The sequence below is a fragment of the Polyangium sp. 15x6 genome (assembly GCF_029960785.1).
Classification (GTDB): Bacteria; Myxococcota_A; Polyangia; order Polyangiales; family Polyangiaceae; genus Polyangium.
The window spans coordinates 23467-49520 of record NZ_JASBQE010000003.1 but is presented as its reverse complement, the minus strand read 5'-3'; the positions used below and the strand labels follow the sequence as shown (position 1 = coordinate 49520).

Genomic DNA, 26054 nt, shown 5'->3' with positions numbered 1-26054 from the left:
CCATCGCCGCGTTCCGCGGTATCGTGTCGCCTGCGATGACGACCGCCGCGCAAAACGCTTCGTCTGCCCGCCCTCCCTTCATCGGGACCAACGTACCGCGCACCGATGGAGCGTCCAAGGTGACGGGGCGCGCCGCGTACGTCGACGACCTCCCCCACGAGCCCGGTGAGCTCTTCGGCGCCACCGTGCGCAGCCCCGTCCCGCGCGCTCGACTCCGCGGCATCACCCTCGATCCCGCGTTCGACTGGAGCGACGTCACCGTCGTGCGCGCCTCGGATCTCGCGGTGAACGAGGTCCAGTGCATCTCCGCCGAGCAGCCGATCCTCGCGGCGGATCAGATCCGCCACGCCTACGAGCCCGTCGTCCTCCTCGCGTGCGCGGACAAACGCAAGCTCGCGCAGGCCGTACGCGCCGTGAAGCTCGACCTCGAGCCGCTCACACCCGTCCTCGACCCCGAGCAATCGTTCGCCAAGGTCGACGTCATCTGGGGCGAGGACAACGTCCACAAGCGCTTCTCCATCACGAAGGGCCGCGCCGACCTCCCCGACCCGGCCGGCAGCGCCGCCGCGATCGAAGCCGCGATCGCGAGCTGCGAGATCGTCGTCCGCGGCCGCTACACGACGCACCACCAGGAGCAGCTCTACATCGAGCCGCAGGGCGTGATCGCCCGCTGGGACGACAAGGGCGTCCACGTCACGGGCTCCCTCCAGTGCCCTTATTACGTGCACAAAGCGCTCGTCCACGGCTTCGACCTCGCCGCCGATCGCGTACACGTCACGCAGGCCGTCACGGGCGGCGGGTTCGGCGGCAAGGAGGAGTATCCCTCGGTGATCGCCCTCCACGCGGCCCTCCTCGCGCAGAAGAGCGGCAAGCCCGTGCGCATGATCTACGACCGCAAGGAGGACATCGAGGCGACCACCAAGCGTCACCCGGCCATCTGCGAGATCACCTCCGGCTGCGATCGTGACGGCACGCTCCGCGCGCTCTCCATCCGCATCCTCATGGATGGCGGCGCGTACATGACGCTCACGCCCGTCGTCCTCTCGCGCGGCGCCCTCCACGCGGCCGGCGTCTATCGCTGGGACGACGTGCGCATCGACGCCATCGCCGTCGCCACGAACACCCCGCCGAACGGCGCTTTCCGCGGCTTCGGCGCGCCCCAGACCATCTGGGCGATCGAGCGGCACCTCGACCGCGTCGCGGAGGAGCTCGGCCGCGACCCGATGGACCTCAAGGCGCAGAACATGCTGCGCGAGGGCGACACCACGGCCACGGGTCAGACCCTGCGCGGCTCCGTCGGCGTCGCCGAGTGCGTGGACAAGGCCCTCACGGCGAGCGGGTACCACGACAAACGCAAAGCGGCTCCGGTCGTCCGCGGCCGCGTCGCGCGGGGCATCGGCGCGAGCGTCTTCATGCACGGCGCGGGCTTCACCGGCTCGGGCGAGAAGCACCTCAAGGGACGCGTCGCCGTGGATCTCCTGCCCGGCGGCCGCTTGCGGATCCGCACCGCCTCGACCGACATCGGCCAGGGCACCGAGACCGTCTTCCGCCAGATCGCGGCCGACGCCGCGGGCGTCCGCCTCGAGGACGTCGACTTCGCCGTTCCTTCGACCTCGTACGTTCCCGACTCCGGCCCCACGGTCGCCTCGCGCACGGTCATGGTCGTCGGCGGCATCGTCGAGCGCGCCGCGCGTGAAGTCGCCGCGCGCGTCCGCGCCGAGCAGGAGGCTTCCGGCGGCGAATTCACCGCGGCCGCGGATCGTTTGCTCACCAAGGAACGCGAGGTCACCGCGCTCGTGCAGTACGAGCATCCCGGCTGGGTCACCTGGGACGACAGCACGTACAAGGGCGACGCGTACCCCGTGTACGGCTACGCGTGCGACGTGGCCGAGGTCGAGGTCGACCTCGACACGCTCGAGGTCACGGTCACGGGCTTCTGGTCCGCGACGGACGTGGGCAAGGCGATCCACCCCGTCATGTGCAAGGGCCAGATCGAGGGCGGCAGCCTCCAGGCGATCGGCTGGGCGCTCTGGGAGGACGTCGTCTGGAAGAACGGCCTCATCCAGAACCCGCGCATGACGAACTACATCATCCCGACCGCGCTCGACGCGCCTCCCATGCACGTCGACCTCGTCGAAGCTCCGTACGCGTACGGCCCCGGCGGCGGCGCCAAGGGCGTCGGCGAGCTGCCCATGGACGGCGGCGCGCCGGCGATCGCCGCGGCCGTCGAGCACGCCACGGGAATTTTCGCACGGGATCTTCCCCTGTTGCCGGAGCGGCTGCTCGAGCTCCAGACCACCCGCAAGGGGTTTGGGGCGAAGGGCGCCGAAGGCGACCCGAAGCCCCAAGCGTTGAAGGGCTGACGCGAAGGCCCGCGAACCGAGAAAGAACGCACGACCATGCGAATCCTCCACACCATGCTCCGCGTCGGCGACCTCGACCGATCGCTCGCGTTTTACACGGACGTCCTCGGCATGAAGCTCATCCGCCGGCGCGACTATCCCGAGGGCCGGTTCACGCTCGCGTTCATCGGCTACGGCGACGAGTCGGAGACGGCGGTCCTCGAGCTCACGCACAACTGGGACACGAAGAGCTACGAGATCGGCACGGGCTACGGCCACATCGCGATCCAGGTCGACGACGCGTACAAGGCTTGCGAAGAGGTCAAGAAGCGCGGCGGCAAGGTCACGCGCGAGGCGGGCCCGATGAAGCACGGCACCACCGTGATCGCGTTCGTCGAGGATCCGGACGGCTACAAGATCGAGTTCATCCAGCGCAAGGTGGAGGAGTAACCCTTGAAGATCACGCTCACCCTCAACGGCCGTTCGCGCGAGGTCGACCTGCCGCCGCTCGTGCGGCTGCTCGACGCGCTCCGCGGTCCGCTCGGCCTGCCGGGGACCAAGGAGGGTTGCGGCGAGGGCGAGTGTGGCTCGTGCACGGTGCTGCTCGATGGCGAACCCGTGAACGCCTGCCTCGTCTCGATCGGCCAGTGCGAAGGCCGCGCCGTCACCACCGTCGAGGGCCTCTCGGACGCCACGCACCTCGGCCCGCTCGCGCGTTGCTTCGTCGATCACGGCGGCGCGCAGTGCGGCATCTGCACCCCCGGCATGCTCATCTCGGCCGAGGCGCTCCTCGCGCGAAGGCCCGATCCGAGCGACGAGGAGATCCGCGAGGCCATCGCGGGCAACCTCTGCCGCTGTACCGGGTATCAGCGCATCGTCGACAGCATCCGCGAGGCGGCGCGCGAGCGCGCGGGAGGGGCGGCGTGAGCCTCGCGGATCTTCCCCTCCACGACATGCGGCGGGCGGCCTCGCTCGACGCGCTCTGCGGGCTCGTGGCGGAGCGTCACGCGCGCGGCGAGGCCACGGTCCTGCTCGCGGGCGGCACCGACTGGGTCGTCGAGCAAGAGCTCAAACCCCCGCGCCCCGACGCCGATCCCTTGCCCCTCGTCGTCGACGTCTCCCGCATGGCCGAGCTCCGCGGCATCACGGCGACGCGCGGCCTTTTGCGCATCGGCGCGGCCACGACGTACCTCGAGATCCGCCGTCACCCCGCGGTCATCGAGCGCGCCCCGCTGCTCGCCGCGATGGCCCGCGAGCTCGGCGCGATCCAGATCCAGGCCCGCGGCACGCTCGGCGGCAACCTCGCGACGGCCTCGCCCGCGGCGGACGGCGTCGCGGCGCTCGCGGCCTACGACGCCGCGATCGTCGTGAAGAGCGTCCGCGGCGAGCGCCGGATCCCCTTCTCCGCGCTGCAGACTGGCTACAAGCAGGGCTCGCGCGCGCCGGACGAGGTCATCGTCGCCGTCGAGCTCGCGCTCCCGCCCGAGGGTTCGCCCTGGCTCTGGCGCAAGGTCGGCACGCGGCGGGCGCAGGCCATCTCCAAGGTCGCGCTCGCGGGCATCGCCGTGCGCTCCGAGGATCGGGTCGTGCGATTTGGCCTCGGCATGGCCTCCGTCGCGCCGGTCACCGCGACCCTCTTGCAGACCCGCGCCCTCGTCCTCTCGCGCCCCCTCTCCGACATCACGGCCGATGCGCTGGATGCCGCCGTCCTCTCGGACATCGCGCCCATCGACGACGTCCGCTCCACGCGCGAGTACCGCAAGCACGCCGCGAAGGCCGTCGTGCGCGGCTTCCTCCGCGATCTCGGCGCGCCGGTCTGAAAACTCGATTGGCCCGTCAAACATTTCCATGTCCGACGCCATCTCCTTTCGCCCCATTCGCCCCGAGGACGATCCTGCGGTCGCCGCGGTCATCCGCGCCGTGATGCCCGAGTTTGGCGCGGACGGCCCCGGGTTTGCCATTCACGATCCCGAGGTCTCGGCCATGAGCGCGGCGTATTCCGGGCCTCGCTCCGCGTATTTGGTCGTCGAAATGGATGGCCGCGTCGTGGGCGGCGCGGGGATCGGGCCGCTCGAGGGTGGCGACGCGGACACGGCCGAGCTCCGCAAGATGTACTTTTTGCGCGAGGCGCGCGGCAAAGGAATGGGCGAGCGCCTGCTCCGGCACGTCCTCGGGGTCGCGCGCGAGCGCGGGTTCGCCCACGTCTACCTGGAGACGCTCACGGGCATGGATTCGGCGATGCGCCTCTACGAGCGCCTCGGCTTTCGCCGCCTCGATCGTCAGCTCGGCTGCACTGGACACCACGGCTGCAATCGTTTCTACATGCTCGATCTGGTCCCGTCGCTGACCACCTGAAACGTGGGACAACGTTGCTCTTGACTTGACCTTTCTCGGGGCGGAGGTCTTTACTTCGCCCCATGAACGGACTTCGAGCGTATTCCCTCGCCTTCTTGCTCGCCACGGGCGCCGTCGCTTGCTCTGCCCCGAAGCCCGAGCCCGAAATCGCCTCCTCGGCGACGCAGCCCGGATACGCGCAGGACTATCCGGTCGTCACCCAGCAGATCGTCAAGGATTTCGGCCGCGACGACGACGACGCGCGGACGCTCACCTCCGGTTTTTCCGAGTACACGAAGGGCCTCAAGGCGCCCGACTGGAGCGTGGTCGGTGACATTCACCGCACCGCGAACGACGCGGGCCGGAGCCACGCGTACGTCGAGCGCAACCGCGAGGTCCAGGGCGCGGCGGCGTTTTTCGTCGCCGAAGAGGACGAGATCGTCAAGAAGGTCGCCGGCTCGGCCACCTATGTGGCCAAGCAAAAGGGCTGCGAGGTCGACCTCTCGGGCACCGTCGGCAAGGCGCTCACCGATTCTGTCGGCAAGCAGCTCGAAAAGCGGCTCCGCGAGCGGAACGAGGCCCACGCGATCATCGACCGTCACCGGACCGAGCTCAGCAAGGAAGACGCGGCCACGCTCGAGGAGCAAGCCGACCAGCTCAGCCGCGCGAGTTACCTCGTGCACATTGCGATGGTCGAGGAGAAGGTGCGCCTGCGCGCGCTCATCGAAGAAGCCGAGCAGGTGAAGAAGACGCTCGACGATTACATCGCCCGGGAGCGCGCCTCGCAGGGCAAGGGCAAGGACGCGGACCAGAAGGCGAGCGAGGCCCGCATCGCGCGCGCCCAGGAGAGCAAGGCGCAGATCGACGGATCGCTCACGCAGGCCCGCGAGATGGAGCCGAAGATGGAGGAGCGCATCGCGGCCGCGCAGAAGCGCCACGCGGACGCGCTTTCGGCGCTGCTCGCCGACGTGGACAAGCGGGCGAAGGACGCCGGGCAGAAAAAATAAGCAACTGCCGGGGGTCTCCGGTCGATGGAGCGAGAGAGAGAATCACCTCTCGCTCTCCCAGGAGGTCCCCTCGTGCCCTCGTTTTTCCCCTTCCCCGGTTCAGGACAAACGCTTCCTTCGGCCCCCGCGGCCGACATCCCGGCCCCGCGGCCTGCGCGGGCGGATTCCACGCTGGAATCCGTCCCGCCGCCGGCCGACGAAGCGATCGATCTCGCCTGGGATGATACGCAGCCGATGAGCGTGGTCGCGTTCGCTCAATCCGCCGCGAAGCAGTAAACGCGCCCGTTGCCGCCCTTCGGGGCGGTGTCGCCGCAGTTGCCGTTGACGTGCACCGAATTCCACGGCCGGTACATCTCGGCGTCGCTCATATTGGGACCGAGCCCATCGCTATGGCCCACCTGGGCGGTCATGGTGGCGTCTTCGGACGTCCAGTCCGCGCAGGTTTGCCCGGGGACGAGGGTGCCGTCGCGCGCCGTGCCGGTGAGGACATCGTGCTGGTTCGGCGTGGGGGAGCCTTCCCACTGACCCGGCACCATCTCGCCCTTTTCGTCGAGGAACACCTTGTGATCGCCGTACCTCGCGTGCAGCTCGGTCAGGTTCGCCGCCACCATCTCACCCTTCGCGTTGTACCAGGGGCCGGTGCCGATCCTGTCCTTGGCGTGCACGGGCTCTCCGTTCGGACCCTTCTCGACGCTGAGGTAGGCGCGCCAGGTCTTCGCCCCGGCGCCGACCGGGGTGGCCAGGTCCTGGCACCTCTTGTCCGCCCCGTCGAGCCCGCCCAGGTTGGCCGTCGTGCTCCCGGTGCTGGAGACGAAGAAGCTGAGGCTCTTCGCTTCGCTCCCGCCGGCGCCGCCGGTGCCACCCGCGCCGCCCACGCCGCCGGTGCCGCCAGCGCCGCCCGTACCGCCCGTACCGCCGGTGCCGCCGGTGCTACCGGTGCTGCTGGAGCTGCTCGATCCGCCGCTGCCGCCCTGGTCCTCGCCGCACGCCACGGCGGCGAGCGTGAGGCCAAGACCGAGGAGAACGCCGAGGCTGCGAAGATGATTCATGGAAGTCTCCTGAGGAAGGTTGAGACCCCACGATCGCGTACGCGCGGCGGCGCGTCCAGCGTGTCGCTCGCGGCTTCCGCGTCAAAAAGAGCTCGACGTAAGCTCGCTCCGACGCTCCCCTGACGTGGCCGGACAAACCTCGACGAGCCACGGCACCTCGTGCGGCTTCCGGTCCTCCGCGAAGCGCGCCTGGCACGGCTCGCCGAGGCCCGAGCCCATCGCGGCCGAGAGCAAGGCTCCGTAAAAGAGCGCCGTCTCCGCCGCCTCCACCTCGAACGGCGGACGCAGCTCGCAATGGACGCGCTTCTGCTCGGACCACGCCGCCCCCTCGATCGCCACGCGACCGAGCCCTGCCCGCGCGAGCACGCCGTCGAGCGCGCCCGGGGCGAGCACCGGCGCGCGCCCGCCCTCGCGCGTGTGCGCGTCGGCCTCCGACTCGATCACCAGCGCCATGGCGCGCCCCACGTGCTCGCCGAGCTCGATCGCGCCGCGCGGCCCGAGCCGTTCGAGCAGCGCGGGCAGCGCGTCGAGCAGCACCGGCAAAACCCCGCCGATCGTCCCGAGGCTCTTCTGCCAATCGTGGCCGGCCTGATTCGCGCCCACCTCGACCACCGGCCGTCGCACCACGGTCATGAAGATCCGCGCCGCCGTGCCTTCTTGCACGAGCGGCAGCGTCACCACGGGCGGCGCCTTCACGAACTGCACGGCCACGTCCTGCGTCCCGTGCATGAAATGAAATCGAAACCGGAAGCTCTCCGAGAGGCGCGCCTCGTCCTGCACGAGCGCCCGGAAGCGCCCGTGAAACGCCTCCACCCGCGTGCAAGGAGCGACCTCCTTGAACCAGTTTTTCCCGACGACCCGCTCGGGAGGCAGGCGCGAAAGGGAGGACTCGTATCGGTTGTACAAAAGAATCGTGCCGACCTCGTCGAGCACCACGAACCCGTACGGGAGCTCGTCGACCTCCTCCTTCGACATGGAGGCGATGCGCTCAACGGCGTCGAGCGTGCCGTCCTCCGATACCATCGCGGCCTGCACGGCCTTGAAGAACCCCCGGCTCAACGAACACCTCCATCTCGAATTCGGAACGCCTCACCCCATCCCCCCTTGTCGAGCAGTCGCATCAGGCCCCCGAGCATCTCGGGGACGTGATATCGCTGGAAACGCGCCGCATGGAACATCGAGGCGGCCTCGAAGACGGCAAACACCCACGTGGCCACCGCCTTCGGAATCGCGGACCGCGCCCGCTCCACGCCTGCCACCGTCACCATGCCGTCCGCCGAGATCCGGAAGGCATCCATCGCCGGATGCTCCGCCGCCGTGCGCGCCCAGGCCGTCAGCATGATCGACGACGCGAGCTTCGGCCCCAGCCATTTGCGCGTGTAGACCGAGCACGCATTCATCACGGCCGCGGCCAGCGCCACCTCCGTCGCATTGCCTTCCAGCATCGCCGGGCGCAGGGACGCGGTCGGCGTCTCGGAGGACGGCGGGCGTGGCGGCGGCCACGACGACGAACCTCGCTCGTCGAGCGCGAGCACGTCGAACACCGCGTGGGAAACGCCTCGAAGGGCGGCGAGCGTGACCTCGACGTCGGCGTCCGCTGGCACCCCGTCGGCGCGGGCGCGGAGCACGCGCCCTCGCTCGAGGACGATCTCGCCTCGCCGCTTCGGGGATCGGACCGAAACGACGCACGTCCGGCCTCGGGAGCCGAGGGTGCCGAGCAGATCGTCGAGCCCTACCTCGTCGAGTTGACCTCGGAGGATGAGCCGACCCCGCGCGCGATCCGAGGAGACGCCCGCCCGATCGCCCCAACCGGCGTCCGTCGTGGCCCCACCGAACCACGCTCCTCCCCCATCCCCAAGGGCGGCGCTGTCGAACATGAGCACTCCCTTCCTTCCGTTGTACATGGTTTGTACAACGTTACGAGAGGAGTGTCGAGCAGGTTCTTCAACTTCTCCAGCCAGGAAGGCCCATGTAGGTCCGTCCGAGCCCGTCCGATGTCTGCCCGTACGTAAAAGGTTCGTCCAACGCTATTCCTTGGTGTGCTCGTGCGTCGGGGCGAGGGCCTTCCGGATCGCCTCCTCGCGCGCCGCGCGCGCGTGCCTGCGGCCCTCCACGACCGACTCGATGGCGAGGTTTGCCTCGATGTCGTCGGCGAGCTCGTCCGCCGCGATGCGCGCGATCGCTTCGAGCCGCGGCCCGAGCCGCGCCCGGAGCCGCTCCTTGATGGCGTCCTTCAAGATCTCGCGCGCCGCCGCGCGTGTCAGCGCCGCGGCCTCGCTGTAGAGGACCTTCGAGACCTCGAGATCGAGAAAATCCGTGCCCTCGGGCCCCTCGGCTTGCCGTCCCTCGCCGTGGCCCTCGTGCCGCTCGCCGCGCCGCTCGCCCTGCCCGTCCGGCCCTTCCCTGCGATGATCCTGCATGTCGCCTCCGACTCGCAGCGTAGCGGCGACGTCGAGGCGTCGGAAGGGCCACCCGAGGCAGTTCGATCGGGGCGGATCGATCAGAGCAGGTTCAAGAACTTCTTGGCGCGATGCTCGGCGGCCTCGACGATTTTCTTCGCCTCTTCCGGATCGAGCTCCAGCTTCCCGCAGAGCTCCTGCACGAACTTCTTCTCGATCTCGTGCTGCTCGCCGTCGACGTAGGTGAGAAGCACGGCGTGCTGCAGGAGCACGCGGCGGTCGTCGAACGGCATGTCCCACACGGGGATGTCATCGAGGGTCTTCTTCTCGGCCGCGTACGCGCGGATCTCGGCGGCCTGCTCCTCGGTCGCCTCGAACGCGGAGAGCAACGCATCGACCATCTCGCGTTCCTTCGCGTCGTAGTGGCCATCGGCCCAGGCAACGCTGACAAGCGACTTGACGATCCCCATGTTCTCTTCGCGCATGACCGAGCTTTTGCCGTCATGCGCGGAAGGCGTCAAGCCCCTCGTCATCCCGACGGGCGCAATGCGCTCCTCCCGGCCCCGGCGATGCGATACCTTGCCCGCCTCGATGGAGACCCCCCTCGCCGTCCACCACCTCGCCGTCGTCGTCGCCGATCTCGATCGGGCCGAGCGCTTCTATTCGGGGGTGCTCGGCCTGCCCGTCCTGCGCCGCTGGGACGACGCCGCAGGGCAGCCGCGCTCGGTATGGCTCACGCTCGGAGGCGGCGCGTTTCTGGCCGTCGAGCGCGCGGGTTCGCCGAATGCCCCGCACCGCGAGGACACGGCCCCCGGCCTGCATTGCCTCGCGCTCGGCATCCGCCCGGACGCGCGCGAGCGCTGGCGCACGACCCTCGCAGAGGCAGGTTTTCCCATCGAACGCGAGAGCCCGTATACCCTCTACACCCGCGACCCCGACGGAAACCTGATCGGCCTCAGCCACTTCCCCGATCCGGCCCCCTGACCCACGACCACCGCAATGACAGGCCTCTCCCACCAGCGCTACCGCTTCGTCGCTCGCCCCGAGGACGCCGGGCAAAGGCTCGATCAAGTCCTCGCCGCGAACGTCCCCGGCCTCTCGCGCCGCAAGGCCCGCGTCGCCATCGACCTCGGCGGCGTCTTCGTCGACGGCGCCCGCGTCAAGGTCGCCGGACGCGCGATCCGGCCCGGACAAACCATCCTCGCTCACCTCGGCGGCGCGCTCGACCGGGCGACCAAGGAGGTCGGCGCCGCCGCGCGCGCCAAGGACGAGGCCACCCTCCCGCCCTTCCGCGTGGTCTACAAGGACGACGACCTCGTGGTCGTGGACAAACCCTCCGGCCTCGTGACAGCGCCGACGCCCGAGAGCGACCGCGGAAACCTCGCGGATCTGCTCGGCCGTACCCTCGGCGGCACGATCTACGTCGTCCACCGGCTCGATCTCGACACGAGCGGGCTCGTCGTCTTCGCGCGGACCGAAGCGGCGAACCGCGCCCTCTCCGATCGAATTCGCGCCCATGATTTCGATCGCGTCTACCTCGCGGCGCTCCTCGGTGTCGTCCCCTGGGACGAACGCACCATCGAGGAGCCCGTGGCCGGCAAACGCGCCGTCTCCCACGCCACGGTGCTCGAACGCCTCTCCCCCCCGGACACCCCCGGCGCGACGCTCACGCGATTCCGCCTCACCACGGGCCGCACCCACCAGATTCGCCTGCACGCGCTGCACGAAGGCCACCCCGTGCTCGGGGATCGCAAGTACGGAAAGACGAGCCCGCTGGATCCGCCGCGCCTCGCGCTCCACGCCACCCGGCTCGGCTTCGTCCACCCGCGGACGGGCGAGTCCCTCGCCTGGGAGAGCCCGTGGCCCGACGACCTCGCGCCCTGGCTCGAAGGATTGCGGACGCGTACGCCTGCTCGTTGACGCCTCGCGCGCGCCATTCTATCACGCCGGGCATGCTCGCTCGACGCGCCCTCCCCTTCGCCTTCGCGTCCCTCACGGGCCTCCTCGCGCTGTCCTGCACGAAATACGAGCTCGCCCTGCACGAGAACGCGCCGCCGGGCGCGCTCGCGCCCTTGCCCCCGGACGCCGCGCGGATCTGCGTCGTCCGCCCGTACGCGGTCGCCTTCCTCGTGCCCGCCGTCGTGCGCGACAATGGCCGGCTCGTCGGCATGACCAAGGGCCCGTCGTATTTCTGCTATCTCGCCGAGCCCGGGGTGCACCGGATCGTCTCCCGGTACGGCGACGACGTGGACGCGGAGCTCGGCTCCGACACGGTGGTCGACGCGAACCTGACCGCCGCGCCCGGGGGGCATTATTTCCTGCACCACGACGTCTCGTCGATCCTGACGCTCTCGGTCGGCTGGGTCGAAGCGGGGAGGGCCAACGAGATGATCTCCGAATGCGACTACGCCGAGCTCGTCGAGGTCCCTTCGAACGAGACCCTGCCCGCGCCCGGTGAAATCGTGCGTGCGGCGCGGCCTCAATAATCGACGCGCAACCCGAACCGCACCTGCCGCGGCGCCTGAAAGGCCACGGGTTTTTCGTAACGAGGGTTTTTCTTGATCCCCGCCGGAATGCTCTCGCGGACGCCGCCCTCGATGGGAAGAACCGCGTCGTACGTGAAATTCTCCTCGAATGCCGTGGGCGTCCGGCTGTCCGCCAGGTTGTAGACCTCGACGTTCGCGCCGAGCCGGAGGCCCTTGCCGAGGAGCGCCGACACGCCGAACCGCGCGTCGATGCGATGCAACCACGGCGTCAGCCCGACCGAGCCCCGCGGCAAGAGGTACACCTCGCTCGCCCCGAACCACGGATGCGCGCCGAGCGCGCTGTACGGCGACCCCGAGAGCGCGGTGTACCCCGCCCCCGCTTCGAGGATCACCCCGGCCGGCAAGACGACCTCTTTCCCCGCGTAAAGCTTGATCGAATGCGTGTGATCCCCGGGCAAGGGGCCCGTCCCGTTCGCGTCGAGCTCGGGCGTGTCGAACGCGCGCGTCATGTTCGGATCGAGCTGCCCCGTGCGGCTCAGGAAAAACCCCTCGTAATTGCCGCGCAGCGACGAGAGCGTGTAACTCGCGACGCCGACGAACCCGCCCGCGAACGGCCGCATCAAGGAGATCGAGAACGCGTCGTACACCCGCTCCGCCGACGTCATGAACGCCCACGCCCCCCCGCCCGGATTGCCGATCAAACCCCCGCTCGTGGTGAAGGTCGTATCCTCGATCGTGCGGATGAGCTGATCGTGCACGTACACGACCCCGAGCCGCACGCCGAGCGGCCCCACGACGTCCCCGCCGACGACCCATTGATGATACGCGGGCCCTTCGATCTCGGGATCGATCGAGGCCTGGCTCGTCTGCGGATCGGACAGGGAGCTCGGCTCGGCCGACGTTTGAAACAGGATGGCCGTGTCCGCGGGGCAGCCGCCATAAGCGTCCTCGGGCTCGTTGACGTCGCAGCGGCCCCCCATCGTGTGAATGCTCGTGACCTTGCTCTCCCTCGAGATCCCACGCGCCGCCACGTCGAGCGGCACGGCCTGGTATCGCATCCCGTACGTCGCGAACACCCGCGCCCGCCCGGTCTTCGTGGGGTCCCACGAAATGGCGGCGCGCGGCGCGAGCATGAACGGCAAGGCGAGCGTCCCCCCGCCGAGCACCTGCGCGTCGTACCGCAGGCTCGCCTCGGCCACGAGCCCCGGGACGATGTGCCATGTATCCGCGACGAACCCGCCCGCCGCGTACGACGTCACCCTCGTCGAGACCGTATCGAACACGACGGGATCGTCGGGGCCGCGGAGGTAGCCGAACCGGTCGTTCTGCACGAAGCCGCCATTGACGTCCTCCCGCAGGAGGACCGCGCCCGAATACCCGCGCACGTATGCGAGCGTCGCGACCTCGAAATCGATGCCGGCGCGGATCCTGTGCTCGCCGAGGCCACGCGCCCGCAGCGACACGACGGCGCGCCCCTCGATACGATCCGCGGTGGACCGCGACAGGAGCCCGGGGCCGCCCATCGCATACGAGCTCGCCGGGCAGTTCAAAATGAGGTCCGTGCTTTGCCCCGTCGGGGCGCAGGCGACGAGCGCCGGCGTGGTCAGATCCTCGAAATGGGTGAACGGGTGCGGTCCGACAGCGCCGCCGCGCCGCCAGAGCATGCGCGGCACGTGCGCGAGCGTCCCCTCGCGCCCGATGTCGTCGACGCCCGAACCATCCGCCGCCCGCGTTTCGTTCTCGCTGCGCACCCATCCGAGCGCCGCGTCGAGCCGGGCATTGCCACGCGCGAACACGGACGTCCCGCGGAGCACCACCGCATTCGTGAGGGCCGTCTCCCTGCGGCCGAGGGCGGCATGCTCCCCATTCAAATTGTCCACGCCGACCCCTTCGCTCGCGAGGTCGAACGGATACACCGCGCCGCCCCCGGATCCCGCGAAGGAGCCGAACACGGAGAGCGAGATCTCCCGCGTCTTCGAGGGCCTGTACGTGAGCTTGCCGATCCATTGCCCGATATCGCCCTGGGCGAACTGCGTGCTCTGCGAGTTCGGCAGCAGCGTCGTTTTCTGGGCGCCGGTCTCCGGATCGATCTCGGGCACGAGCGAGAGGCCGCCGAATTCGTCCAGCTCCGTGCCCCACGACAGCGACCGCAAGCTGCGCTCCAGGCGATATCGCCGCCGGGCGAGGCTCCCGCCCGCGAAAAAGAAGAGCCGGTCCTTCACGATGGGCCCGCCCACCGACCCGCCGAGATCCCGCACGCCGTCGAGGCGCGGATCTGTATGGATCACCGTGCCCTCGAAGACCTTCGGCACCCGCTCCCCTTCGAGCGCGCCCGGCGCGAGGCCGCCCCACGTCGAGGCGTGCCACTGATTCCCGCCGCTCTTCGTCGTCACGTCGTACAGCCCGCCGCCCCGACCGAACGCCGGATCGGCCCCGATCACGGTGATGTCGGCGCGCTCCACGAACTCCATCGAGAGCGGCATCTGGAGAATGCCATACGTCGGATGGCCGACGCGAATCCCGTCCACGAAAAACGTGTTCTCGGGCGAGCTCGCGCCGACGAACGACACGCCATAACGATCGGCCAGCGTCCCCGGCAGGAGCAAAGCGAGGTTCTCGAACGATCGCGCGGGCCCGCCGCGCTGCTCCGGGGAAGAGAGCGGCAGGAGGCGGAGCCCGCTCGGGTCGAGCGACTCTCCCCATCGCGTGGCGCTCCCCTCGCCGAGACCACTCGGCAGGGGCTCCTCCGCGTGGGCGGGCGGTATGGCCAGGAAAACCCCCACGAGGGAGGCGGCGAGCGGGATCCGGAGCGGAAACACCACGTTTCGTCCTCCAAACGTTCGTCGGGACCTCGAAATCAAAGCGGGTCGAGCGGATCGCCCACGAGCACGCAGTGGAGCGTCGCCTCATCACAATGCGTGGCGATCCGCGGGTCGATCCCGGAGCCGGGGTGGAGCCCCGCGGCCATCTGGATGGGCGCGGGCGAGCAGAACACGTCGTTCGGCAGATCGTTGAAATCGCCGAATTCGCCGCAATACGCCGACGGCGAGAGCGCCGCCACCGTGTACTTCATCGTGCACCCCTGCGTGAAATCCTCGACCTCGAGCTCGGCGGCGAACCGCACGCCGGGCAGGTCGGGCGAGACGTACATGGCGAGGTTTCGCCAGGTCTCCCGGACGTGCCCGCCAAAGACGAGGAACGGGTTGCCGAGGTCGTCGGAGATGTACACCGGCGGGAGATCGATCTCCGCCGGCGCGAGGTCGCCCGCGCGACAGATCCCGTCCGCTCCCGCGCTCTCGGCAAAATCCCCGAGCGCGTAGGATCGCTGGTCGTCGTGGTTTGCGTTCTCGGACTCGCCCTGGAACCACAAGCTCTTCAGCGTCTGCGATTGCACGGCGATGGTCGGCGCGCCCCCGCTCGCCCCGGGATACACCTCGAGCCCCACGTCCTCGCCGAGGCGCGGGCTGCACGGGCCGGTCTGCGAGATGACGCCGTAACGAGCGAAGTAGGGCTTGGAGGAGACGATGCACGGCGCGGCCGGCTCGGCGCACGCCGCGGTCGTCGCGAAGAGCAGCAGGGGGGCGGTCCAGCGCAAGAGGGTAAGCATGTGGGGAAGCACCCATGCTACAGGACGTGCGATCCCGCGACAATCGGGATTTCGCCTTCTGCCGGTATCGCTCGCGCCTTCTGCCGGTGTCGCCCGCGCCTTCTGCCGGTGTCGCCCGCGCCTTCTGCCGGTGTCGCCCGCGCCTTCTGCCGGTGTCGCCCGCGCCTTCTGCCGGTGTCGCCCGCGCTTTCTGCCGGTGATGTGACCTACCTCTACCGGGAGCCGCGTCTCCTTCTGCGGGGGGGTTCGGCGCCTTCTGCCGGGGGAGGGAGCCGCGTCTTCCGGCCTTGGGCGTAGCCCCAAGCGTTCAAGTGTGCTCGTGCTTGCTTTTCAAGCCGTCCTTTCTGTAAAGTCCGCGTGTGGCATCTGCAATCTCTCCCCAGATCGTCGCCGCGCGTACGCGCGCGGCCCAGTGCATTTTGACCAGGTCGGAGCTCCTCGCGCTCTTCGAATCCTTTGGCGGGCTCGCCTCGGATCTCGAGCGGATCCGGGACGCGGGCCTCGAGGTCGAGGCCCTGGAGCTGGCCAAGAGCACGGCCGCCGGAGGGGGCATCGCCGCGACCGCGGACGTGATGCTCCATTTCGCCGAGGTGCAAAAGGAATACGTCGCCGTCATGGGTGTGGTGCGGCTCGTCCGACAGGATCACGAGGACGTCGGGAAAACCGACCTCGTCGCGGCCTTGCAGCAGATCATCAAGAATGAAGCGCGGGTGACGGTTCGAACCGTGCAGGGCGAGGAAGGCAAAACGGAGCGCGTCGCGTCGCGCTCGACCAGCACCGAGGCGCTCCGGGCGGAGATCTTGAAGGATGCCCGCGCGCTCATCGGTCTCCCTGCCGTCCACGCGTCGCTCGCGGCGCGGAAGGTTCCGGTCGAGCGATTGAAGAAGCTGGAGGCGGACGCGGACGCGCTCTCCGAGAAGCTCTCGGACCGAGCGACGAAAAAGGGGGCGACGAAGACGGCGACCGCGGCGAAGTCGGACGCCGTGCAGCGCCAGGCCAAGCGGTGGGGAGCCGCCTATCGGATCCTGGCCATGGTGGGGGAGGCCGACGCGCAGGTGGCGGAGCTGTTGCGCGAAGCGGCGCGGCCGAGGGCGCGCAAGGGATGAGTTAGGCGTCTCGGGGCGCTTCGTTCTCGTCCACGTCCCAGCGGGCCAGGAAGTTCGAGGCCCAGGCGACCATGGCGTCCGAGGGGGCGCCGTCACCTTCCCAGGCGGCGAGCAGCGTTTCGAACGCGCGCATGGAAGCTTCGAGCTCGCCCTTGGCCGCGATGACTCGGGGAGTCGCCGGCAGGTCGAGGTGCTTTCGGATCTCCGCGAGTATCCGGAGCATTTCCTCTTTGCGCAGGGTCCCGTCCGTACCTACCACAGCATAGAATGACTTCGTCTCTCGCTCCAGCGTGAGCAGGGTGCCGAAGAGCGCCGCCTGGACCGTGAGGACCGCCTTGAACGGCTCGGTCAGTTGGCTCGGGTCGACCCTCACGCCGGGTGCGGGCACGTCGGACGGTGAGGGTTTCACCCACGTATGCTGGTCCGAGAACAGGCAATCATAAAGCCTGTTTTCCCCCGGGAGATGCGGGGTCGCCAGATCGGGCACGAGCAGGGTCCCGACCTCGGGCGGCATCGGCTCGCAGCCGAAGGTCGCCTCGATTTCGCGGGCGATCCACTCCGCATACGGCCGCTCGTCGGGCAGCAGATCGAAGGTGATGTAGTGGCGCTCGATGGTGACGTGCTTCAACCGTTCATCGTCCGGGTTCGAGACGAGCCTTGGATCGAACGGGCTGCCATCGACCTGAAAATGGAGGCCCTGAAAGATGACCGGGAAGAAGTCTTTTCGTGTCTCTTTGACGATGTCGATCGTGCACGACTTGTGGATGATGTAGTACGGAGCCAAGAAGCTCACCTGGAACCACAGCGATCGATCACGGCTGGCGCCGGGGAGATGGATGGCGAAGGAATAGCAGGCGTCGTGGCCGCCGGTCGGGAGGTGGAGCGAGTAGTTCATGAGCGGCGCCTCGGGAAAGCGCTCCTCGATGCGACGCCGCAAGGCGTGCCAGCGCTCGTCCGTCGCCGCCTTTTTGCGCGCGGCCACGAGCCGGGCGTGCTCTTCGGAATTGTCGATGGCATTTCTATCGAGATCGCCGTCGACCATCCCGACCCCGCGGGGATAGTACCGGTAGACGATGTCCAGGAGTTCGTCGAGGGTGTGTTTCATAGATCGACCCAGGTCCAGACTTCCGAAAAGAGGCAGATGTAGGTGGTCGCCACGCCCAAATAAGCCCTGGGCGCGAACAGATCCGGCACGATCACTTCACCGAGCTCCGGCGGGATCCTCTGATATCCGGGGTACGTTGCCTCGATCTCCCGCGCGACCTCGCGCGCCACCGGCTCCTCCTCGGGGATGCCGGGGAGGTGGATCCCATAGTAGGGCCCGAGCAAAGACACGTGGAAGCTGAGGGCCGTTTCGTCGGTCAGCCAGATGCGGGCCGAGTAGGCCGGGTCGGTGCCGCCCGAGAGCAGATGGAGCGATTCGTTTTGAAGGCCGTATCGATCCCCCAGGCGGCGGATCATCGCCTTCCACGTTGGGTACTCCGCTCGCCCGCGGCTCGAGGCTTCCACCAGGCGGCGGTGCTCCTCCGTGTCGTCGTAGACGAACTCGCCGGGAGGGACGTGCTCACGCGCGATGTCCAGCATTCCCCGCGGATAGAAGCGGTAGACGACGTCGAGCAGCTCGGAACGAGTTATCTTCATCATTTCGTCACCCTGGCGCCGAGATACTTATATTTCTCCCCGAACGCTGCCAGCACGGCTTTGGGAAACTCGTTGCAGAACATCCCCTCCGGGATTGTGAAGTCCATACGCCCCGATGCGATGTTCGTGACCTCTGCGCCGAAGCCAGCTCCCCCCGAGAACTCGACGCCCGGCTCGGCGCGGGCGCTCCCGCTGAACACGAGCGTGATCGAAAAGATCACGAGCCCAGCCCGCTCGGGGCTGCCTGCCCCGTGCGGTCGACGTCCGCCCCTCCCCATCCCGCGGCCGATCGTACTCGGCGCGGCGCGCCTTCGGAAGGGCCTAGGAGAGACGCCCCCGATTGCCCTTCATCTGCACCCCCGCCTCCCGCAGAAAAACGACAACGGGCCGGAGCGCGTGCGCCGGCCCCTTGCCGAGCCGGAGCTCCTCGCCGCTTTGCATGACGAGCAAGAGCCAGCGCGGCTCGAACCCGGGCTCGGTCGATTCCCCTTCCACCCCGGCCACCACGGGCGTCGCCGCATGGAGAAGCGCCCGCGCGTCGAGCGTCCGGGAAAAACCCCGCCCCTGCTGTACGATCTCACCACGCTCGAGATCGACACGGAAGCGACCGTGCTTGCGCGCGCTCCGCTTCGCGATGCGATTGCCGATCGTGGCGGCGGTCGTCCAGACGATCGCGACGAACAGGATGGGGAAAGGCGCCGCGCGCAGCCCGACGATGATGGAGACGAGGATCGACGCCACGAGCGCGAACGGCGCGTAGAGCTTCACCAGCGTATCGGCAAAGCCGCCGGGGCAGTCGCAGACGAGCACGAGCGGGCCCTCGGCCACGATCGTGCCCGCCTCGTTCTGCAGCAATGTCTCCGGCTCTTCCAACGAGGCCCTTCTTCCTCATCCTGCCCCACGTGGCAAGATGGAAGCGGCCCGCGCGTCCTCGGCTCGTCAGGTCGTCGGACGCTTGCGCGAGCGCCACTCGCGCAGGAGCCGGATCCCGAGCAGCGCCACCGCGAGCCCCACGGCGAACGCGATTCCGACCGGCAGGGGCTGGATCTCCCGCCTCACGCCCTCGCTCGCCCCGCGCGCGGCCGAGCGGCTCAGCGCGGCCACGACATCGCTCACGCACGGCTCGCCCGTGCCCGTGTTGCACTGCGCGACCTCGTCCTTCGCCGCGGCGATGGCCCCGCGCACCGCCGCCCCGGCCGCGCGCTCGGCGGCCGCGGCCATCGCGTCCGCGAGCGGCCCCTCGGCGTCCGGGCCGAACCAGCCTGCGATCTCGCCGCCCATCGCGCGCGTGAGCGACCGGCCCATCTCGCCCGAGACCTCCCCGACGAGCGACGTCGTCTGTTTTTCCCCGTTGTTCATCCCGCGCACGAGCCCCATGGCCGCCTGCTCGCCGGCCCTCGCGGCTGCCTGGCTGATCGGGCCGCGCTCATCCATCACGGTATCGACGGCCGTGCGCAGGGACTCCGTGACGAGATGACGCACGATCCACCTCTGCTCGGGCACGGTCGCCGTGAGCCCTCGCATCGCGCCCCGCATCGCGTTCGCGGAGATCTCCTCGATGCTCGGCGGCGGGCCGGACGCGAGCGCATTCGTCAAGAAACGGTCGAGCAAGAGGCCCATCTTGCGGGCGAGCTCGACGTCCTCGGGAGGCGTATCGAGCGCCGAAATCGCGCCCAGCGTCGCCTCCCGGGCCGGCTGACGGATATTCGCGCCGCACCCGAGCAGACAGAGCCCGAGCACGATCGCCAGCATGATCGCCTTCATAATCGATCCCCCGTACCGGGCGCAGGCGTGCACCTCCCGCGCCGGGCGCACGCTTCACGCGAATGTGTTCGCGTCGAAACGCGTTTTACAGGGAGAACGGGGGAGGCGACGGGCGAAGGCTCAAGTCGCGCCGTACCAGCGCTTCGTCTCGGGCTTCATCCACATGATGAGCAGCGGGATCGTGATGGGCAGACAGCACGTATTCCACAGCATGTTCAGCCCGATGAGGATGATCCCGAGCGTGTAGGCCCACCGCGCCTTGCCGGCGAAGAGCACGATCGCGTGCGGGATGATGACGACGAACGAGAAGCCCGCGGCGAAGAGCCCCATCACGAACTCCCCCGTCGCGGACGATCCGGACGCACCCCGCATGACGGGCCCGAGCATCAGGTAAAGCCCGAACGCGAACACGCCGAGGAGCATGAGGATCATCAGCACCGCATAGATGCGGAAATAATAGACCCCTTCCGGCGGACGATCCTCCTCCATCAAGAGGGGCGTTCCGGGGGGAGCGCCGGAGGGGATGAAGTACGGGCCCTGATGGCTCATGACGTCCGGCCATCATCACCCGAGTTCGCCGGGGCCGGCAAGGCCCGCGGTTGACGGCCCCTCGCGGCCTGCTCGTCGCGCCGCTCGCCGAGGCCCCGCGCGGCGAGCAGGTGGGAAGTCGAAGCCTCGTGGCTCACGAGCTCGCGCGGCGGTACGGCGACCCCCGTGCCGCTCGCGGCTGCGCCCGCCCGTCATGGAGCTACAGCACACGCCGCTGGCACGGCCCGCGAAAGTCGACCGGGCGCTCTGGCTTTGATATCGTCCCCGGCGGAGAGGAGGTTTCGAGCCATGGCGTCGGACGAAGCGGAGGTCCTCGCCGCGAACGCGGCATTTTACACGGCGTTCGCGCGGCGCGACCTCACGGCGATGGACGATCTCTGGGCCCGGCGCGCGGGCGTCGCGTGCGTGCATCCGGGCTGGGACGTGGTGCGCGGGCGCGCCGAGGTCATGGCGAGCTTCCGCGCCATCCTCACGAGCCCGGCCGCTCCGGCGATCGTCGCCACGCGGCCGACGGCGACCGTCCTCGGCGACACGGCGTTCGTCGTGTGCGCGGAGTCCATCGACGGAAACGAGCTCGTCGCGACGAACCTGTTCGTCCGCGAGGACGGCGCCTTTCGCCTCGTCCTGCACCAGGCGGGCCCGATCGCCCGCCGCGAGGCGCCGAAACGCACGCCGCCCAAGGTGCTGAACTAGCCTCCTCGCTTCTCCCCTGCACGCTTCTCCCGTTGGCGTGATCGTCGCAAGCGTCGGCCGGCGCGGGCCTGTCGTCTCTTCGTCGGGGCCCCGGGAGGAATCCATGGATCAGTCGTTCGACGTCTCCACGCAGGGCATGACCTCCACCTTGAACAAGAACGAGGGCAGGACGACGCAGCTCATCGAGCGCCAGACCTCGCGCTTGCCGTCGATCGCGTATCTCGGCCTCGCGTTCGGCTCGATGTTGCTCTCGGCCAGCCTCGCGGCCTCGGCCCGCCCGCAGAGCCGCTTCGGTTACTCGAAGCGCCTCGAGCTCGCGAACTTCGTCGGACAGTGGGTGCCGTCGCTGCTCTTGATCGGCGTCTACAACAAGATCGTCAAGCTCGAGAACGAGATGCTGTCGTCGCGCGCCGTGGTGCGCTGAAAGCGACAGCGAAATCCGTCGACGCGTGATTTCCCACGAGCTGCCGCGGAAAACGCGCCTCCCGTAGACACACGGAGAGGGCCTCGCGTATCGTGCTCGGCTCGGGAGGTCGCTCGGCTCGCGGCTTCCGTTCGGAGGTCGCCATGGCAGAGGCCAAGCGCGTCGATTTCAATGCATTGCCGAGGGAGGTGCGGGAGCGGCTCATCAGCTGCATGCAGCACCAGTCGTACCCGTACCCCCTTTTGTCGAGCGTGCCCTCGCAAGGCGCAGCCATCGCGGGGTGGTTCGTCCTCGCGCTCCTCGGCTTCATCCTCGTGGTCGGCACGGCCCTCCACGACTACGGGCAAGGGATCCAGTCCATGCCCGTGATGTTCCTTTACTTCCTCGGCGCGGCGATCGTCTTCCTGTCGATCCTGCTTCTGGTCCGTCGCGTCCGCCTCGGCTCCGCGCTGCCGTACAAGCCCGGGCGCTTCCTTTTCCCGATGGATTTCATCAACGCGGAGGAGCGCGTCCTTCGCGTCGTGCCGATGAGCACGCTCGTGGATTTCCGCGGCGTCCATCAGCACACGAACGGGATTTACAACGGCACGACGCTCACGTTCACGTTCGAGGGCGGCATCACCGAGACGTTCACGATCCACGGCAAGGAGCGCGCGGAGGAGGTCCTCCGGCAGCTCGGCGATTCCCAGCGCGGGATCCGCGAGGCGGCAGAGGCGCGGGACTTCGAGAGGCTGATGAAGCTCGATCCGCTCTTCGAGGTGCGCGTCAAGGACACCTGGGCCGTGCAGGCGCCGCGCGACGAGGACATGCAGCAGCCGGCCGCGAAATCGATCGGCGCGCTCTTCGCGAAGGGCACGATCCTCGGCGTCTCCGGGGCCGCCGCGGCCTTGCTCGCGCTGCCGATGTGGCACCTGCGCAACGTCGCGAGCGACGAGGCGATGTTCGCGCATGCGAAGGAAGTCGATCGCGAGTACACGTGGGAGCAGTACGTCCGCGAGTGCAAGCGCCACCTCGACGAGGCGCGCGACGAGCACCTGCCGCGCGCGGCGCTCCGCGAGGCCAAGGAAAAGGGCTCGGTCACGGCGCTGCGCGACTTCCTCAAGAAATACCCGAAATCGGTGGTCGAGAAGGAGGCGCGCGACGAGATCCACGCGCTCTTCACGAAGACGCTCGGCGAGTTCCGCGAGCAGGCCTCGACCGACGATGCGAAGCTCCTGCCGTTCATGGAGAAGCTCCTCGGGTACCTCGAGAAAAACGACACGGCTCGCGTCGAGGTGCGCTTCGAGGCGCCGTCGACCGAGAAGCTCGACAAGGTCGACGAGCTGCTCAAGAGCAAGCTCGGCGGCGAGCTCGCCGGCGGCGGCAACATCGTCCCCGTGGCCCCGCATTTCGGCGAGAAGGTGGGCGTGCAGCGCGAGTCGGAGATCGTGCGCAACCTGCAGCAGGGCTTCGAGAAGGTCTTCCCGGCCGACGTGATGGCGCTGAAGCAAGGCCCGCGCATCGGCCCCGACGGCAAGCCCCTCGCGGTGCAGCCGAAGGACGATCGTGATCCGCTCGAGCGCCTGCGCAACATCGATTACCGCGACACGGCGCAGGTGCGCGACGCGCTCGACTCGCTGAAGGGCAACACGATCACCAAGGAGCCCGAGGCCAGTAGCGTCGAGGCGCCGACGATCGAGGTGCGTTACGAGGTCGGCTGGGCCGGCGATTTCTTCACCGAGGACAAGGGCGACCGCAAGTTCGTCGGCATCGTGGTCGACTTCCACGTGGCCATGAAGATCCCGGGCGAGACGGACAAACTCGAGTTCGACCTGCCCGTGCAGCCGCCGGACCACTTCACGGTCGACTACACGAATCCGATGTACGGCATCGGCGGCGGCCCGAGCGAGGGCCGCGTCTACGACGTCATGGCCGCGCGCGCGTTCGACCAGCTCAGCGACAGGATGCGTCGCGTCTTCTTCAAGCTCGGCAGCAAGGCGTACGGCCCGCTCGATCCCGACGATGTGCAGCAGATGGCCCCCGAGGCGCCCGACAGCGTGCTCGGCGGCCCCAGCGGCAAGGCGCCGGCGCCGGGGAAGAAGCCCGGAACGAAGCTTTAGTCCCGAGGGGGACGCCTCGCGTCCCCCTCTCGGCCAGCAGACGGCCCCAGGGGAGACTGGCGCTGCATTGGCGAGACGCGATGAGCGCATGGTTCGGGAAGAAACATGCGGTCTCGACGTTGCGGGCGGGCATCAGCAGCGCTGCCATTGCAGCGGCAATCGCACCTCCAGATCGCCATTCCTGCCCGCGCCCCGCACCTCCGCGGCTCCGCTCGGGTTCCGTGTCGTGTCGATGGCAACGGTCACCGTCAAGATGAGCGGCAGTCGTGTCCCACAACGGGACACGATGGGTCTTACCGCGCCTGCAAGCGCGAAGCTCCGGCGCGCAGGCCCTCCGACCGTGGCCTCACGCGACATCCCCTCCCCGCCAGGGAAATTCGCGCGGATACGGATGCGCGCACGCACGCGATCGGCGAGCGCCACGTTGCCCTGCGCGTTGATGTTGTTGACGACATATCGCAAGCCCGGCGGGGGCAAAAGCTCGATGCTGGCCGTGCAAGATTGGTTGCCCGCTGAGAGCGGCAGCCCAGCACCGCCGCGGACGCGTAATCCCATCAAGGTGACGCGAAGCGCCTGGCCGCCATCGACGAGCACCGCGGTCCCCGCGCCGGATGGGCATCCGGCCCCGCTGAATTGAACGCGCCCGACCCTCACGCCTGCAGGCGCAGGCTGGGCAGCCGCAGGCGTCATGCCCCCGGGGCCGACGAGCGCCATGGCGATGGAGGAGAGAAAAAGAATCATTCGTTTGGTCATGGTCATGCCCTCGTCGTTCGCGGGATGCTCCGCAGTGCTTCCGTTTCAGGGAACGCGCTCGAACCACCAACGTCCCACTGCGTGAGAAACCTGCTCCGGATGCCAAGCATTGCAAGAGGTCGTCCAGCGTAGCCCTGAGAGAGACACAAACCAGGGCCGGCCTCCACGATGAGCTCGTCGTATGTGACGAGGACCGCTGTATCGTTGGCAAAGTTACGCCATGACACGGTGGTTTCTCGTGCCAATAAGCATGGGAGAGGCTGCGATGTCCCCAGCCTCTCCCATGGCATCTCCACGGACGCACCTCCGCGGCGCTCGGATCATTTCGATCAGCAACGCCTCCAGCGGAGGTTGATGATCATGTCGAATGTACCGTCCGTCTGCTCCACGCGGATGATGCCGGTTCCCTGCGGCTCCCTCGTGGTGTCGATGGCTGCCGTCCCCGTCACGATGATGGGCAAAGCCCCCCCGGTGCAGCGAGGCTCCCAGACCTCGAGAGAGAAATCCTTCGGCAGCTCGAAATCGCTGTTCGTGGGCCCGCTCATGAACACCTCGTTCGAGGACGAGGCGGTGCCAGGGAAGTTATAGCGTGCCCGGAACCGCGCGCTGACGTTCCTACCCAGCACGGCATTCCCACGGTACACGATGCTGCCAATCGTGTAGCTCCACCCCGGCGGGTGCTCGACCTCGATGCTCAACGTACATTGCTTGTTGCCCTGTGAAGGAGGGAACCCCGGGGCGGCCTCCACGAGGAACTCGTTGTATGTGACGAGGAACGCCGTATTGTTCGCGAACGTCGACACGTTCGCGCTGCCTTGGGGGCACGCGGGGCCGCTGTACTGGATGTTCCGAATCCGGACGAATTCTGGCACCTCGGGCTGCGCCGTGGCCACACCCGGAGAGCCTGCCACGCCGAGTCCCATCGTCGCCATTGTGACCAGAAGCCCCATGAATCTCGCTTTCATCTCTGCCTCCTTTGGCCAGACGAGGGGTTCTCAACGGCTCTTGAAAGCATTTGTTCCCCTGACGGCCTCCCGCGTGAAACCTGCCTTTCGTCGGCGCGTAGCGCAAGTAACTCGCCCGGGGCGACGGGACGGCGCGCCGTCAGCCGCACTGCTGCCAAGAAAGGCGGTAACGGATGATCGGGCCCGCTTCGCCAGCGTCCACGGTTCCCATCCCATTCGGATTGTCGAGGTTCGAAAGTCCGACATTCATCAAGAGAAACAGCGGGGCGCTCGATCCGCATGCGGAGTATCGCGGATTGGCCCCCACATCGCTCGTGAGCCGATAGTTCCCCGCGAAAGGCCCGACGAGGGCCACCGTGCGGTAAGGGGCCACCATGCCCGAGAACCAGAACCACGCCGTGCGCCGTGCCGTGACGCCAGGGTCGAGGTCCGCATACCCCTCATGCGTGATGCCGGTGATCGCATAGGAGTACCCCTGCGGTACCCGCAGCCGGAGCTGGAGCCTGCAATAACTGCCCATCAACGAGAGCGGGATGCCCGGCCCCGCCGCGAGACTGAGCTGGCCTGGGCCATATCGAACGATGATCTCGTCGCCTGCCGGCGAAAATTCCACGTGCACCGCGGAAGCGTCCATGCAACCCGTGCCCATGGCCTGGACGCTCTCCACGGCGAGCCCCGAGGTGGGTGGGGGGACGGTGCGCCCCTCCGCCGCCGAAGTGCCCAGGGCAAGGCCGAGCAGGCTCACCGTGAACATTGCTCGCGTCTTCGTACTGCTCATGGATCCCCCATTTCCCGTATCCATGCCCGGTCGAACATCTCGCAGGCGAGGGTACATT

General features: G+C 68.5%; 30 protein-coding genes. 14 read left to right on the top strand and 16 right to left on the bottom strand.

Features of this window, described 5'->3' with window-relative positions:
* The first annotated feature begins 119 nt into the window (after positions 1-119).
* The 7 genes from QHF83_RS03205 to QHF83_RS03175 all read left to right on the top strand — a co-directional run bounded on the left by QHF83_RS03205 (position 120) and on the right by QHF83_RS03175 (position 5959).
* Positions 120-2363: a xanthine dehydrogenase family protein molybdopterin-binding subunit gene (locus QHF83_RS03205; protein WP_282416263.1), complete on the top strand. Its 2244-nt coding sequence runs from the start codon at positions 120-122 to the stop codon at positions 2361-2363.
* 36 nt (positions 2364-2399) lie between these two features.
* The gene (gene gloA, locus QHF83_RS03200) at positions 2400-2792 is read left to right on the top strand and encodes a lactoylglutathione lyase (RefSeq protein ID WP_281313962.1); all 393 of its coding nucleotides are present in this window, start codon (positions 2400-2402) and stop codon (positions 2790-2792) included.
* Positions 2793-2795: 3 nt separating this feature from the next.
* Positions 2796-3269, top strand: coding sequence for a (2Fe-2S)-binding protein (locus tag QHF83_RS03195; protein WP_282416262.1), 474 nt, complete (start codon positions 2796-2798; stop codon positions 3267-3269).
* Positions 3266-4162, top strand: a complete 897-nt coding sequence (locus QHF83_RS03190) for an FAD binding domain-containing protein (protein ID WP_282416261.1) — start codon at positions 3266-3268, stop codon at positions 4160-4162. The genes QHF83_RS03195 and QHF83_RS03190 overlap by 4 nt, the downstream gene beginning before the upstream one ends.
* A gap of 28 nt (positions 4163-4190) precedes the next feature.
* Positions 4191-4697, top strand: a complete 507-nt coding sequence (locus QHF83_RS03185; protein WP_282416260.1) for a GNAT family N-acetyltransferase — start codon at positions 4191-4193, stop codon at positions 4695-4697.
* 62 nt (positions 4698-4759) lie between these two features.
* A complete protein-coding gene (locus tag QHF83_RS03180) occupies positions 4760-5683 on the top strand; it encodes a hypothetical protein (protein WP_282416259.1) in 924 nt (307 codons plus the stop codon).
* A gap of 72 nt (positions 5684-5755) precedes the next feature.
* Positions 5756-5959, top strand: a complete 204-nt coding sequence (locus tag QHF83_RS03175) for a hypothetical protein (RefSeq protein ID WP_282416258.1) — start codon at positions 5756-5758, stop codon at positions 5957-5959.
* On the opposite strand, the gene QHF83_RS03170 is transcribed toward QHF83_RS03175, so the two are convergent.
* From QHF83_RS03170 to QHF83_RS03150, 5 genes are all read right to left on the bottom strand, one after another.
* The gene (locus QHF83_RS03170; RefSeq protein ID WP_282416257.1) at positions 5938-6732 is read right to left on the bottom strand and encodes a DUF1554 domain-containing protein; all 795 of its coding nucleotides are present in this window, start codon (positions 6730-6732) and stop codon (positions 5938-5940) included. The genes QHF83_RS03175 and QHF83_RS03170 overlap by 22 nt on opposite strands.
* An 81-nt stretch (positions 6733-6813) precedes the next feature.
* The gene (locus tag QHF83_RS03165) at positions 6814-7791 is read right to left on the bottom strand and encodes a PAS domain-containing protein (RefSeq protein WP_282416256.1); all 978 of its coding nucleotides are present in this window, start codon (positions 7789-7791) and stop codon (positions 6814-6816) included.
* Positions 7788-8636: a DUF4388 domain-containing protein gene (locus QHF83_RS03160; RefSeq protein WP_282416255.1), complete on the bottom strand. Its 849-nt coding sequence runs from the start codon at positions 8634-8636 to the stop codon at positions 7788-7790. Before QHF83_RS03160 ends, QHF83_RS03165 begins: the two co-directional genes overlap by 4 nt.
* 123 nt (positions 8637-8759) lie before the next feature.
* On the bottom strand, positions 8760-9152 hold the full coding sequence (locus tag QHF83_RS03155; RefSeq protein WP_282416254.1) for a hypothetical protein: 393 nt from the start codon (positions 9150-9152) through the stop codon (positions 8760-8762).
* Positions 9153-9232: 80 nt separating this feature from the next.
* The gene (locus QHF83_RS03150) at positions 9233-9616 is read right to left on the bottom strand and encodes a TerB family tellurite resistance protein (RefSeq protein ID WP_282416253.1); all 384 of its coding nucleotides are present in this window, start codon (positions 9614-9616) and stop codon (positions 9233-9235) included.
* Positions 9617-9722: 106 nt separating this feature from the next.
* On the opposite strand from QHF83_RS03150, the gene QHF83_RS03145 reads away from it, so the two are divergent.
* Genes QHF83_RS03145 through QHF83_RS03135 form a run of 3 tightly spaced genes read left to right on the top strand, consistent with a single transcriptional unit; the run spans position 9723 to position 11617 of the window.
* Positions 9723-10115, top strand: a complete 393-nt coding sequence (locus QHF83_RS03145; RefSeq protein ID WP_282416252.1) for a VOC family protein — start codon at positions 9723-9725, stop codon at positions 10113-10115.
* A gap of 15 nt (positions 10116-10130) precedes the next feature.
* Entirely contained in the window at positions 10131-11051 is a 921-nt protein-coding gene (locus QHF83_RS03140; protein ID WP_282416251.1) for an RluA family pseudouridine synthase, read from the top strand.
* 32 nt (positions 11052-11083) lie between these two features.
* A complete protein-coding gene (locus QHF83_RS03135; protein WP_282416250.1) occupies positions 11084-11617 on the top strand; it encodes a hypothetical protein in 534 nt (177 codons plus the stop codon).
* Here the strand turns inward: QHF83_RS03135 and QHF83_RS03130 are convergent.
* Both QHF83_RS03130 and QHF83_RS03125 read right to left on the bottom strand, forming a co-directional pair.
* Positions 11611-14439: a TonB-dependent receptor gene (locus QHF83_RS03130; protein ID WP_282416249.1), complete on the bottom strand. Its 2829-nt coding sequence runs from the start codon at positions 14437-14439 to the stop codon at positions 11611-11613. The two genes, QHF83_RS03135 and QHF83_RS03130, sit on opposite strands and share 7 nt — an antisense overlap.
* A gap of 35 nt (positions 14440-14474) precedes the next feature.
* Positions 14475-15224 carry a hypothetical protein gene (locus QHF83_RS03125; protein ID WP_282416248.1) on the bottom strand — a complete coding sequence of 250 codons (750 nt, stop codon included), beginning with the start codon at positions 15222-15224 and terminating at the stop codon, positions 14475-14477.
* Between the two features lie 359 nt (positions 15225-15583).
* On the opposite strand from QHF83_RS03125, the gene QHF83_RS03120 reads away from it, so the two are divergent.
* Complete coding sequence (locus tag QHF83_RS03120) at positions 15584-16330, top strand: hypothetical protein (protein WP_282416247.1); 747 nt, start codon at positions 15584-15586, stop codon at positions 16328-16330.
* 1 nt (position 16331) lies between these two features.
* Here QHF83_RS03120 and QHF83_RS03115 read toward each other — a convergent pair whose 3' ends face one another.
* From QHF83_RS03115 to QHF83_RS03090, 6 genes are all read right to left on the bottom strand, one after another.
* The gene (locus tag QHF83_RS03115) at positions 16332-17435 is read right to left on the bottom strand and encodes a hypothetical protein (RefSeq protein ID WP_282416246.1); all 1104 of its coding nucleotides are present in this window, start codon (positions 17433-17435) and stop codon (positions 16332-16334) included.
* On the bottom strand, positions 17432-17974 hold the full coding sequence (locus tag QHF83_RS03110; protein WP_282416245.1) for a hypothetical protein: 543 nt from the start codon (positions 17972-17974) through the stop codon (positions 17432-17434). Before QHF83_RS03110 ends, QHF83_RS03115 begins: the two co-directional genes overlap by 4 nt.
* Complete coding sequence (locus tag QHF83_RS03105) at positions 17971-18192, bottom strand: hypothetical protein (RefSeq protein WP_282416244.1); 222 nt, start codon at positions 18190-18192, stop codon at positions 17971-17973. The genes QHF83_RS03110 and QHF83_RS03105 overlap by 4 nt, the downstream gene beginning before the upstream one ends.
* 100 nt (positions 18193-18292) lie before the next feature.
* Entirely contained in the window at positions 18293-18844 is a 552-nt protein-coding gene (locus tag QHF83_RS03100) for a hypothetical protein (protein WP_282416243.1), read from the bottom strand.
* Positions 18845-18910: 66 nt separating this feature from the next.
* Positions 18911-19735 carry a hypothetical protein gene (locus QHF83_RS03095; RefSeq protein WP_282416242.1) on the bottom strand — a complete coding sequence of 275 codons (825 nt, stop codon included), beginning with the start codon at positions 19733-19735 and terminating at the stop codon, positions 18911-18913.
* A 120-nt stretch (positions 19736-19855) separates the two neighbouring features.
* Positions 19856-20284: a hypothetical protein gene (locus QHF83_RS03090; RefSeq protein WP_282416241.1), complete on the bottom strand. Its 429-nt coding sequence runs from the start codon at positions 20282-20284 to the stop codon at positions 19856-19858.
* Between the two features lie 288 nt (positions 20285-20572).
* Between QHF83_RS03090 and QHF83_RS03085 the strand changes: the two genes are divergently transcribed.
* The 3 genes from QHF83_RS03085 to QHF83_RS03075 all read left to right on the top strand — a co-directional run bounded on the left by QHF83_RS03085 (position 20573) and on the right by QHF83_RS03075 (position 23500).
* The gene (locus tag QHF83_RS03085; RefSeq protein WP_282416240.1) at positions 20573-20977 is read left to right on the top strand and encodes a nuclear transport factor 2 family protein; all 405 of its coding nucleotides are present in this window, start codon (positions 20573-20575) and stop codon (positions 20975-20977) included.
* A 103-nt stretch (positions 20978-21080) separates the two neighbouring features.
* Positions 21081-21401 carry a hypothetical protein gene (locus QHF83_RS03080; protein ID WP_282416239.1) on the top strand — a complete coding sequence of 107 codons (321 nt, stop codon included), beginning with the start codon at positions 21081-21083 and terminating at the stop codon, positions 21399-21401.
* Between the two features lie 143 nt (positions 21402-21544).
* Positions 21545-23500 (top strand): hypothetical protein, encoded by a 1956-nt coding sequence (locus QHF83_RS03075; protein ID WP_282416238.1) that lies wholly within the window; start codon positions 21545-21547, stop codon positions 23498-23500.
* A gap of 132 nt (positions 23501-23632) precedes the next feature.
* On the opposite strand, the gene QHF83_RS03070 is transcribed toward QHF83_RS03075, so the two are convergent.
* From QHF83_RS03070 to QHF83_RS03060, 3 genes are all read right to left on the bottom strand, one after another.
* Positions 23633-24253, bottom strand: coding sequence for a DUF4360 domain-containing protein (locus QHF83_RS03070; protein ID WP_282416237.1), 621 nt, complete (start codon positions 24251-24253; stop codon positions 23633-23635).
* Positions 24254-24582: 329 nt separating this feature from the next.
* The gene (locus QHF83_RS03065) at positions 24583-25218 is read right to left on the bottom strand and encodes a DUF4360 domain-containing protein (protein WP_282416236.1); all 636 of its coding nucleotides are present in this window, start codon (positions 25216-25218) and stop codon (positions 24583-24585) included.
* 139 nt (positions 25219-25357) lie between these two features.
* Positions 25358-25996: a DUF4360 domain-containing protein gene (locus tag QHF83_RS03060; protein WP_282416235.1), complete on the bottom strand. Its 639-nt coding sequence runs from the start codon at positions 25994-25996 to the stop codon at positions 25358-25360.
* Positions 25997-26054: the final 58 nt, after the last annotated feature.

What these genes read in the sequence shown, in the direction of transcription:
- QHF83_RS03080 (WP_282416239.1), top strand. Translation starts at nt 21,081, where the DNA reads ATGGATCAGTCGTTCGACGTCTCCACGCAGGGCATGACCTCCACCTTG.
- QHF83_RS03140 (WP_282416251.1), top strand. Translation starts at nt 10,131, where the DNA reads ATGACAGGCCTCTCCCACCAGCGCTACCGCTTCGTCGCTCGCCCCGAG.
- QHF83_RS03065 (WP_282416236.1), bottom strand. Translation starts at nt 25,218, where the DNA reads ATGAAAGCGAGATTCATGGGGCTTCTGGTCACAATGGCGACGATGGGA.
- QHF83_RS03060 (WP_282416235.1), bottom strand. Translation starts at nt 25,996, where the DNA reads ATGAGCAGTACGAAGACGCGAGCAATGTTCACGGTGAGCCTGCTCGGC.
- QHF83_RS03095 (WP_282416242.1), bottom strand. Translation starts at nt 19,735, where the DNA reads ATGAAGGCGATCATGCTGGCGATCGTGCTCGGGCTCTGTCTGCTCGGG.
- QHF83_RS03155 (WP_282416254.1), bottom strand. Translation starts at nt 9,152, where the DNA reads ATGCAGGATCATCGCAGGGAAGGGCCGGACGGGCAGGGCGAGCGGCGC.
- QHF83_RS03110 (WP_282416245.1), bottom strand. Translation starts at nt 17,974, where the DNA reads ATGATGAAGATAACTCGTTCCGAGCTGCTCGACGTCGTCTACCGCTTC.
- QHF83_RS03090 (WP_282416241.1), bottom strand. Translation starts at nt 20,284, where the DNA reads ATGAGCCATCAGGGCCCGTACTTCATCCCCTCCGGCGCTCCCCCCGGA.
- QHF83_RS03170 (WP_282416257.1), bottom strand. Translation starts at nt 6,732, where the DNA reads ATGAATCATCTTCGCAGCCTCGGCGTTCTCCTCGGTCTTGGCCTCACG.
- QHF83_RS03180 (WP_282416259.1), top strand. Translation starts at nt 4,760, where the DNA reads ATGAACGGACTTCGAGCGTATTCCCTCGCCTTCTTGCTCGCCACGGGC.
- gloA (WP_281313962.1), top strand. Translation starts at nt 2,400, where the DNA reads ATGCGAATCCTCCACACCATGCTCCGCGTCGGCGACCTCGACCGATCG.
- QHF83_RS03075 (WP_282416238.1), top strand. Translation starts at nt 21,545, where the DNA reads ATGGCAGAGGCCAAGCGCGTCGATTTCAATGCATTGCCGAGGGAGGTG.
- QHF83_RS03150 (WP_282416253.1), bottom strand. Translation starts at nt 9,616, where the DNA reads ATGCGCGAAGAGAACATGGGGATCGTCAAGTCGCTTGTCAGCGTTGCC.
- QHF83_RS03135 (WP_282416250.1), top strand. Translation starts at nt 11,084, where the DNA reads ATGCTCGCTCGACGCGCCCTCCCCTTCGCCTTCGCGTCCCTCACGGGC.
- QHF83_RS03185 (WP_282416260.1), top strand. Translation starts at nt 4,191, where the DNA reads ATGTCCGACGCCATCTCCTTTCGCCCCATTCGCCCCGAGGACGATCCT.
- QHF83_RS03115 (WP_282416246.1), bottom strand. Translation starts at nt 17,435, where the DNA reads ATGAAACACACCCTCGACGAACTCCTGGACATCGTCTACCGGTACTAT.
- QHF83_RS03125 (WP_282416248.1), bottom strand. Translation starts at nt 15,224, where the DNA reads ATGCTTACCCTCTTGCGCTGGACCGCCCCCCTGCTGCTCTTCGCGACG.
- QHF83_RS03085 (WP_282416240.1), top strand. Translation starts at nt 20,573, where the DNA reads ATGGCGTCGGACGAAGCGGAGGTCCTCGCCGCGAACGCGGCATTTTAC.
- QHF83_RS03160 (WP_282416255.1), bottom strand. Translation starts at nt 8,636, where the DNA reads ATGTACAACGGAAGGAAGGGAGTGCTCATGTTCGACAGCGCCGCCCTT.
- QHF83_RS03145 (WP_282416252.1), top strand. Translation starts at nt 9,723, where the DNA reads ATGGAGACCCCCCTCGCCGTCCACCACCTCGCCGTCGTCGTCGCCGAT.
- QHF83_RS03070 (WP_282416237.1), bottom strand. Translation starts at nt 24,253, where the DNA reads ATGACCAAACGAATGATTCTTTTTCTCTCCTCCATCGCCATGGCGCTC.